This window comes from Streptomyces erythrochromogenes (assembly GCF_040684695.1).
GTDB classification, from domain to species: Bacteria; Actinomycetota; Actinomycetes; order Streptomycetales; family Streptomycetaceae; genus Streptomyces; species Streptomyces erythrochromogenes_C.
On the sequence record NZ_JBFBGM010000046.1, the window covers coordinates 26,384 to 34,769 of the forward strand.

The window sequence follows — 8,386 nt, forward strand, 5'->3', positions numbered from 1 at the left end:
TCCTGCCAGGGCTTCCGCCCGCCCCGGGAGGGTCTACGCGCGGAGATGGACGGCCTTTCCCTGATGTGTTCATACTGAAACGGTTTGGGCGCGGCCCATTTTCTTCGTATGAACCACCAATGAGGACCGTATGAGCACCCCTGCTCCCGCCCCCGCATCCGCCACCCCGGAGCCCTCCCCCCGGGAACCCTCCGGCGGGCTGGACCGCTACTTCAAGATCTCCGAGCGCGGCTCGACCGTCGCCCGCGAGGTCCGCGGCGGCTTCGCGACCTTCTTCGCGATGGCGTACATCATCGTGCTGAACCCGATCATCCTGGGCAGCGCGAAGGACATGTACGGCCACCAGCTCGACAGCGGCCAGCTCGTGACGGCCACCGTCCTGACGGCCGCCTTCACCACCCTCCTCATGGGCGTGATCGGCAACGTCCCCATCGCGCTCGCCGCGGGCCTCGGCGTGAACACCGTCGTGGCCCTCCAGCTCGCCCCGCGCATGAGCTGGCCCGACGCGATGGGCATGGTGGTCCTGGCCGGCTTCGTGGTGATGCTGCTGGTCGCCACCGGCCTGCGCGAGCGCGTCATGAACGCCGTCCCGCTGGGCCTGCGCAAGGGCATCGCCATCGGCATCGGCCTGTTCATCATGCTGATCGGCCTGGTCGACTCGGGCTTCGTCTCGCGCATCCCGGACGCCGCGCACACCACCGTCCCGCTGCAGCTCGGCAGCGACGGCCACCTGCACGGCTGGCCCGTCCTGATCTTCGTGATCGGCACGCTGCTCACCCTGGCCCTGCTGATCCGCAAGGTCCCCGGCGCGATCCTGATCTCCATCGTGGCCATGACCCTCGTCGCGGTCGGCGTCCAGCTCGTCGCCGACCTGCCCGACTCCGGCTGGGGCCTGACCGTCCCGGCCTGGCCCGGCAACCCCGTCGCCGCGCCGGACTTCGGGCTCGTCGGTCAGGTCAGCCTCTTCGGCGGCTTCGGCAAGGTCGGACTGCTCACCGGCATCCTCTTCGTCTTCACCGTGCTGCTGTCCTGCTTCTTCGACGCCATGGGCACGATCCTGGGCGTCGGCGACGAGGCCAAGCTGATCGACAAGAAGACCGGCGAGTTCCCCGGCATCAACCGGGTCCTGTTCGTCGACGGCCTCGCCGTCGCCTCGGGCGGCGCGACGTCCTCCTCGGCCACCACCTGCTTCGTGGAGTCCACGGCCGGCGTCGGCGAAGGCGCCCGTACGGGCCTGGCGAACGTCGTGACGGGCGCCCTCTTCGGCGTGGCGCTGTTCCTCACCCCGCTCGCCACCATGGTCCCGTCGCAGGCCGCCACTCCCGCGCTGGTCGCGGTCGGCTTCCTGATCCTGGCGGGGTCGGTCAAGGACATCGACTGGAGCGACTTCACCATCGCCGTCCCGGCCTTCCTGGCCATGGTGATGATGCCCTTCACCTACTCGATCACCAACGGCATCGGCATCGGCTTCATCGCCTTCAGCGTGCTGCGCCTGGCGACCGGCCGGGGCCGCGAGGTCCCGACCGCCATGTACGTCGTGTCGGCGGTGTTCGTCTTCTACTACGCGATGCCCGCGCTCGGCCTGGGCTAGCCCGGCCCGGGCCGCGGCTAGGCGGCCGGGGGCGGACTCACGTCGGCCCCGTAGAACTTCTCCGTCTCGTCGACGGCCGCCTTGAAGCGCTCGTCGAAGTCGTCGCGAATGAGCGTCCGGACCACATAGTCCTGGACGCTCATTCCGCGTTTGGCGGCGTGGATCCGGAGCCTGTCGAGGAGCTCCCCGTCTATGCGCATGCTCAGCACATGTGTCCCCATGCCGAAAGAGTCGGGGCACAGGGCGCGCACGCGGGTCACTTTCGGCCGCCGACTCACCCGTACGAGTGACCTGGCACATACCGGGTGCATGACCGGGGAAACCCGGTGTTCTTTAGCGAGAGTAATGAGTTATTCTAAGTACATGCCTGACCTCTCCCATGGCGACGATGCTGCCGCCGTGAACGACCTCCGCTCCGCCGTCATGCGGCTGGGGCGGCGCCTGAAGCACCAGCGCGTCGACGAGTCGCTGAGCCCGACCGAGATGTCGGTCCTCGGCACCCTCGCCCGCTGCGGCCAGGCCACACCCGGTGAACTGGCGCGGCGGGAGCACGTCCAGCCGCCGTCCATGACGCGCATCGTCGCGTTGCTGGAAGCCAAGGGACTGGTCACGCTGGAACCGCACCCCGACGACCGCCGCCAGAAGGTGGTCCGCCAGACGGAGGAGGCCGAAGCGATGCTCGAAGAGAGCCGCCGCAAGCGCAACGCCTTCCTGGCCGGGCTCGCGGCAGAGCTGACCGAGGACGAATGGGCCAAGCTGCGCGCGGCCGCACCCGTCCTGGAGAAGCTCGCCCACCTGTAAGGAACGACGCCAGGAGGCGAACGCTTTTGAGTACGGGAAACGGAGCAGACTCCGCACCCGGCCACATATCCACCCCCACTACCGCCGCGCGGCCCGCGGCACCCCCGAGCAGGAACCGGGGGATGTTCAGCTCGCTGAGGATCCGCAACTACCGGCTCTTCGCGACCGGCCAGGTCGTCTCCAACACCGGCACCTGGATGCAGCGCATCGCCCAGGACTGGCTGGTCCTGTCGCTGACCGGCTCCGCCTCCGCCGTCGGCATCACCATCGCCCTGCAGTTCCTGCCGATGCTGCTGCTCGGCCTCTACGGAGGCGTCCTCGCGGACCGGCTGCCCAAGCGGCCCCTGCTCCTCGCCACCCAGAGCGCGATGGGCCTGACCGGCATCGCACTCGCCGTCCTCACCCTCGCGGGACACGTCCAGGTCTGGCACGTCTACCTCGCCGCCCTCCTCCTCGGCCTGGTCACCGTCGTGGACAACCCGGCCCGGCAGACCTTCGTCTCCGAGATGGTCGGCAAGGACCAGGTCGCCAACGCCGTCAGCCTCAACTCGGCCAACTTCCAGTCCGCGCGGCTGGTCGGCCCGGCGATCGCCGGCGTGCTGATCACCGCCGTCGGCTCCGGCTGGGCCTTCCTGCTCAACGGCCTGTCCTTCGCCGCACCCATCGCCGGCCTGCTGATGATGCGGACGAAGGAACTGCACCCCGTCGAACCCCGGCCCCGCGCCAAGGGACAGCTGCGCGAAGGCCTGCGCTACGTCGCCGGCCGGCCCGAGCTGATCTGGCCGATCGTCCTCGTCGGCTTCATCGGCACCTTCGGGTTCAACTTCCCGATCTGGCTGTCGGCCTTCGTGAGCGACGTCTTCCACGGGGACGCGGGCACCTACGGGCTCTTCAACACCCTGATCGCGGCCGGCTCCCTCGCGGGCGCCCTGCTCGCCGCCCGCCGCGGGCAGTCCCGCCTGCGGGTGCTGGTGGCCGCGGCCGCGCTGTTCTCGGTCCTGCTGCTCGTGACGGCCTTCGCACCCGGCTTCTGGCTGTTCGCCGCGCTGCTCGTGCCCATCGGCGTCTTCGGCCTGACGGTCAACGTCACCGCCAACTCCAGCGTGCAGATGGCCACCGACCCCGAGATGCGGGGCCGGGTCATGGCCCTCTTCATGATGGTCTTCACCGGCGGCACCCCGCTGGGCGCCCCGCTGCTGGGCTGGATCACCGACACCTACGGCGCGCGCGTCGGCATGGCCTCGGGTGCGCTGATCTCGCTGGCCGCGTCCGTGACCATCGCCGTGGTCCTGGCCCGCGTCGGCAACCTCCGGCTGCGGGTCGACCGCCACGGGGTGGCCTTCGTCCCGGCCGTCTCGCGCCGCCGCGAGCTGGTGACGGTGGCCTGAGCCGCCGCCTCCGGCGGGGTCCGGCCGGGCGCCTCACGGGGCCCCGCCCCGGACCCGGCCGGGCTCCGCCCCGGACCCGCGCCTCGAACGCCGGCGGGGCTGGAATCGACCTGCGGAGCCCCGGCGGTGGCTGCGCCCACGGCATACGCTCCCCGCATGAGACTGTTCGCCGCCGTACTGCCGCCGGACACGGCCGTCGCCGAGCTGCGGGAAGCCGTACGGCCGCTCCGCGACGACCGGCTGACCTGGACCGCGGAGGCGGGCTGGCACTTCACGCTCGCCTTCATGGGCGAGGTGGACGACGACGTGCTCCCCGAACTGCACTCCCGCCTGGAGCGGGCCGCCCACCGTACGGCGCCCTTCGCGCTGCGCCTGCACGGCTGCGGGCACTTCGGCGACCGCGCCCTGTGGGCCGGCGCCGCCGGGGAGCTCGACGCCCTGCGGCTGCTCGCCGACCGGGCCGACGCCGCCGCGCGGCGCGCCGGGGTCCCCATGGAGCAGCACCGCCGGTACACGCCCCACCTCACCCTGGCCCGCAGCCACGGCCGCCGGCACGGACACGGCGACGGCCACGCGCACGGGCACGGGCACGGGACGCCCCTGCGCCCGTACCTGGACGCCCTCGCGGACTTCGAGGGCACGGCCTGGCAGGTGGACACGCTCAGCCTGGTCCGCAGCAACCTGCCCGTGAGCGGGGTGCCGGGCGAACAGCCGCGGTACGAGACCGTCCGCGCCTGGCCGCTGGCCGGCTGAGCCGCGTACGCGGGCTCGCCGACACCGCTCGCGAACGCCGCTCGCGAACGCCGTGAGGCGGCCCGTCCTGCAGGGACGGGCCGCCTCACGTGTCTTCACCTCAGGTGCTCACCGGCCTCCGGTGCCTACCAGCCGCCGGTGCCGATCTCCTTGCGGGCGCCCAGGGTGCCCGCGCCGGTGCCCGGGTAGAGGAAGAGCTTGCCCGTGGAGTTCTGCACGGCGATCAGGTCGTCCGACAGCTGCGAGTTCAGCAGGTCGCCGCCGATCAGGTCGGACATGCCGTTCCAGCCGCCCGAGCCGATCATGATGCGCGGGCTCAGGTAGCCCTTGTCACCCGGGTACATGAACAGCTTGCCCGTGGACTTCTCCACCGCGACCAGGTCCTGGCGGCCGCTGTTGTTGAGGTCCATGCCGGTCAGGTTGGACATGTCGTTCCAGCCGCCCGAGCCGATCTCCTTGCGGGTGGCGAGCTGGCCGCTGGAGGTTCCCGGGTAGAGGTACAGCTTGCCGGTGGACTTCTCGACGCCGGCCAGGTCCGCGATCTTGTCGCCGTTGAGGTTGAGGGCGGTCAGGTTGGACATGCCGTTCCAGCCGCCGGTGCCGATCAGGACGCGGGTGCCGCCGGAGGCGATCGTCGAGTTGTCGCCGCCCTTGTAGAGCCAGAGCTTGCCGGTGGACTCCTCCACCGCGACGATGTCGTCCTTGCCGTCGCCGGTGAAGTCGCCACCGGTCAGGTTGGTCATGCCGTTCCAGCCGCCGGAGCCGAGCAGGACGCGGTTGCCGCCGGAGGCGATGGTGCCGTTGGACGCGCCCTTGTAGAGCCACAGCTTGCCCGTCGACGCCTCGACCGCGGCGACGTCCACCACGTTGTCGCCGTTGAGGTCGGCCGAGGCCAGGTCGACCATGCCGGTCGAGCCGGTGCCGCCGTCACCGGGGCCCTCGGGCTTCGGCTCCGGGGCCTTGGTCTCGCAGTTCTTGCTGGTCAGGGACTTGGACCAGCTTCCCGATCCGCTGAAGGGCGTGCCGTTGAAGACCGGGCGCTGGTAGACGGTGTCGTGGCGCTGCTCGAAGTGGAGGTGCGCGCCGGTGGACCCGCCGGTGCTGCCGACGATGCCGATCTGCTGTCCGGCCTTGACCGTGGCGCCGCTGGAGACGTTGAAGCCGTTGAGGTGGGCGTAGACGGTGGACCAGCCCCCGCCGTGGTTGATGACCACGTACTTGCCGTAGCTGGAGCCGCCGAGGTCCCTCACCTTGGACACGACGCCGTCGGCGCTCGCCACGACGGGGGAGTTGACCGTCGAGCCGCCCTGCGTCCAGTCGATGGCGTTGGCGGACGGGCTGTGGTGGGGGCGGGAGGCGCCCTGCCAGGTCTCACCGCACTTGAACGGCATCTGGAAGTCGGGGCGTTCGTCGCCGGCGGTGGCCGCCATGGCCATCATCATCTGCGGGGCCTCGGGCAGGCCGAGGTCGGCCGCCGTCAGCTCGGTCATGTCGCCGTGCGGGTCCTCCGGACCGCCGTCGGCGTTGGCACCACCGGCCGAGAGGGCCACGGCGGCGACGGTGGCGCAGACGAGGCCGGTGGCGATGCGGACCCGGCGGGACATGAAGCGGGACAGGGTGGAGGTGGTCTCAACAGACATGGGAGTGCTTCCAAACCGGCACGGAGGTGCCAAAAAGGGTGTCAGGGAAGGGAGTTGCGAAAGGAGAGCGGGGAGATGCGTCGGACGCGGGGCTACCAGCCGCCGGTGCCGATCTCCTTGCGCGCCCCCAGACCCGTGCCGGTGCCCGGGTAGAGGTAGAGCTTTCCGGTGGCCTTCTCGACGCCGACGAGGTCGTCGTTCGCGTTCGAGGTGAAGTCGCCGCCGGTGAGGTCGTTCATGCCGTTCCAGCCGCCCGAGCCGATCTCGGTGCGGGCGTTCAGGCCGGTGCCGTTGCTCTTGTAGAGGAAGAGCTTGCCCGTCGAGGTCTCGGCCCCGACGATGTCGGCCTTGCCGTCGTTGTTGATGTCCATGCCGACGAGGTCGTGCATGCCGTTCCAGCCGCCGGACCCGATCAGTACGCGGCTGCTGCCGCCGCCGATGGAGCCGGCGCCGTTGCCCTTGTAGAGCCACAGCTGGCCGGTCGCCTTCTCGACGCCCGCGACGTCGGCCTTGCCGTCGCCGTTGAAGTCGCCCCCGACCAGGTCCTTCATGCCGTTCCAGCCGCCGGAGCCGATCTCCTTGCGGGAGCCGACACCACTGCCCGTGCCCGGGTAGAGGTAGAGCTTCCCGCTGGACTCCTCGGTCGCGACGAGGTCGTCCTTGCCGTCGCCGTTGAAGTCGCCGCCGGCGAGGTTGGACATGCCGTTCCAGCCGCCGGAGCCTATCTCCACGCGGGTGCTGCCGGTCGCGATGGTTCCTGCGGAAGTGCCCTTGTAGAGCCACAGCTTGCCGGTCGAGGCCTCCACGCCGACCACGTCGTCGACGGCGTCGCCGTTGATGTTGACCGCGACGAGGTCGGTCATGCCGGGGGGCGGAGTGGTGGGCGGGGCCACGTCGTCCACCACGTTCTTGTTGCGCACCGGGACGAAGGGGCCGTAGCCGTCGTAGTACGGGTAGTCGTAGACGCGGTGGTGGACGCCGCTCGGGGTGAAGTCGAAGCCCCAGTACTTGGTGCGGCTGGAGTCGACCCACTTCTCGAAGAGGACGATGTGGCCGCCGGCACCGGAGTCGTCGTCGAGGAGGGCGTCGCCGGCCTTGAGCTCCCCCTTGCTGATCTGCTCGGTCACGCCGCGGGGGCCGAAGGTGTTGGTGAGCAGCGAGGAGTCCAGGTCCCAGGCCATCGAGACGAATCCGGAGCAGTCGGTGCGGTAGCCGCCGTGGCGGCCGCCCCCGCTGTAGTTCAGGCCGATGCCGACCCAGCTCTTGGCCCGGGCGATCACCGAGCTGCGGGTGATCGACGAGCTGGCCGCGGAGAAGAGAGAGGCCCGGACCTCTCCGTCGACCTGCTCCTCCAGGCCCTGGCCGGTGCTGCCGTAGTCGCCTCCGCCGGGGGTTTCGGCGGTGGCGGCCGCCGGGGCGGCGAACGCGGCGGTGTCGACGGCGACCACGGTGCCGGCGGCGACGGCCCCGGCGATGAGGGCGGCTACGGCGGCGTGGCGGGTGTTCAACCCGTATCGGGACATGGCTGTGCTCCGGTTCTGGTCAGGTGAGGTCTGGGGTGGCCGGGAGCGCGGGCTCGACCGGCGGTGCTGCGACGTGCGAGGCGTGGCGGACGGACAGCTGTCCTGCAGGTACAGCGGTCCTGGGGATCCTGCGGGTGGTACGGGCGCGGCGGGCCGCGGCCGGACGGGCTAGCGGGGGCCGGCCACCGCGGTGAGCGGGGCGAGCGGGGTGCCCGCCGCGCCGGCCGGGCCGGCCGATCCGGTCGCCGGGGCCGGGTGGGCCGGGGCGTGGGCGGAGGCCATCGGTGCGACGGAGGTGATGCCGAGGGTGAGGGCGACGACCGCGGTGGCCCGGAGGATTCCAGTACGCATGGGAGTGGTTCGTCCTTCCGAAACGAGGGGGCAGCTGGCGTGAACCCGTCGCCCTAGGACGTCCCGCGGTGGCGTCCGTACAGGGCTTTCAGGGCCTTCGGTGCTCGTCCCCGGGGGGCTGCCCCGGTGACAAGCAATAGATTCGCCGCTACCCGGGCCGGGCGGAAGAGAGATCGACTGGCCCGAAAGGGCCATGGCCGGACCTGTCCACACTGGCCTGATCCGCTCCCCCGCACCCATACGAAAGCCGCCGGGCGGAACCACTCCCGTGGCCTCCTCCTCGGCCTGGTCACCGTCGTGGACAACCCGGCCCGGCAGACCTTCGTCTCCGAGATGGTC

At 71.0% G+C, this 8,386-nt stretch carries 8 protein-coding genes; 4 read left to right on the forward strand and 4 right to left on the reverse strand.

Going from position 1 to position 8,386, the window contains the following annotated elements; genetic code table 11:
- Positions 1–130 precede the first annotated feature (130 nt).
- Complete coding sequence (locus tag AB0O53_RS37200; RefSeq protein WP_351001956.1) at positions 131–1,591, forward strand: NCS2 family permease; 1,461 nt, start codon at positions 131–133, stop codon at positions 1,589–1,591.
- 17 nt (positions 1,592–1,608) lie between these two features.
- On the opposite strand, the gene AB0O53_RS37205 is transcribed toward AB0O53_RS37200, so the two are convergent.
- Entirely contained in the window at positions 1,609–1,812 is a 204-nt protein-coding gene (locus AB0O53_RS37205; RefSeq protein WP_351001958.1) for a ribbon-helix-helix protein, CopG family, read from the reverse strand.
- A 142-nt stretch (positions 1,813–1,954) separates the two neighbouring features.
- Between AB0O53_RS37205 and AB0O53_RS37210 the strand changes: the two genes are divergently transcribed.
- From AB0O53_RS37210 to thpR, 3 genes are all read left to right on the forward strand, one after another.
- Positions 1,955–2,392, forward strand: a complete 438-nt coding sequence (locus AB0O53_RS37210) for a MarR family winged helix-turn-helix transcriptional regulator (RefSeq protein WP_030662370.1) — start codon at positions 1,955–1,957, stop codon at positions 2,390–2,392.
- 26 nt (positions 2,393–2,418) lie between these two features.
- Positions 2,419–3,780, forward strand: a complete 1,362-nt coding sequence (locus tag AB0O53_RS37215; protein WP_351001960.1) for an MFS transporter — start codon at positions 2,419–2,421, stop codon at positions 3,778–3,780.
- A 156-nt stretch (positions 3,781–3,936) separates the two neighbouring features.
- A complete protein-coding gene (thpR, locus tag AB0O53_RS37220; protein WP_365201559.1) occupies positions 3,937–4,533 on the forward strand; it encodes an RNA 2',3'-cyclic phosphodiesterase in 597 nt (198 codons plus the stop codon).
- A 125-nt stretch (positions 4,534–4,658) separates the two neighbouring features.
- On the opposite strand, the gene AB0O53_RS37225 is transcribed toward thpR, so the two are convergent.
- From AB0O53_RS37225 to AB0O53_RS37235, 3 genes are all read right to left on the reverse strand, one after another.
- Entirely contained in the window at positions 4,659–6,173 is a 1,515-nt protein-coding gene (locus AB0O53_RS37225; protein WP_365201562.1) for a peptidoglycan DD-metalloendopeptidase family protein, read from the reverse strand.
- A gap of 92 nt (positions 6,174–6,265) precedes the next feature.
- On the reverse strand, positions 6,266–7,696 hold the full coding sequence (locus AB0O53_RS37230) for a C40 family peptidase (RefSeq protein WP_365201563.1): 1,431 nt from the start codon (positions 7,694–7,696) through the stop codon (positions 6,266–6,268).
- 168 nt (positions 7,697–7,864) lie between these two features.
- On the reverse strand, positions 7,865–8,047 hold the full coding sequence (locus AB0O53_RS37235) for a hypothetical protein (RefSeq protein WP_351001968.1): 183 nt from the start codon (positions 8,045–8,047) through the stop codon (positions 7,865–7,867).
- Positions 8,048–8,386 lie beyond the last annotated feature (339 nt).

Excerpts from the sequence above, each read along its gene's own strand:
- thpR (WP_365201559.1), top strand. The coding sequence starts at position 3,937 with ATGAGACTGTTCGCCGCCGTACTGCCGCCGGACACGGCCGTCGCCGAG.
- AB0O53_RS37210 (WP_030662370.1), top strand. The coding sequence starts at position 1,955 with ATGCCTGACCTCTCCCATGGCGACGATGCTGCCGCCGTGAACGACCTC.
- AB0O53_RS37200 (WP_351001956.1), top strand. The coding sequence starts at position 131 with ATGAGCACCCCTGCTCCCGCCCCCGCATCCGCCACCCCGGAGCCCTCC.
- AB0O53_RS37225 (WP_365201562.1), bottom strand. The coding sequence starts at position 6,173 with ATGTCTGTTGAGACCACCTCCACCCTGTCCCGCTTCATGTCCCGCCGG.
- AB0O53_RS37230 (WP_365201563.1), bottom strand. The coding sequence starts at position 7,696 with ATGTCCCGATACGGGTTGAACACCCGCCACGCCGCCGTAGCCGCCCTC.
- AB0O53_RS37235 (WP_351001968.1), bottom strand. The coding sequence starts at position 8,047 with ATGCGTACTGGAATCCTCCGGGCCACCGCGGTCGTCGCCCTCACCCTC.
- AB0O53_RS37205 (WP_351001958.1), bottom strand. The coding sequence starts at position 1,812 with ATGGGGACACATGTGCTGAGCATGCGCATAGACGGGGAGCTCCTCGAC.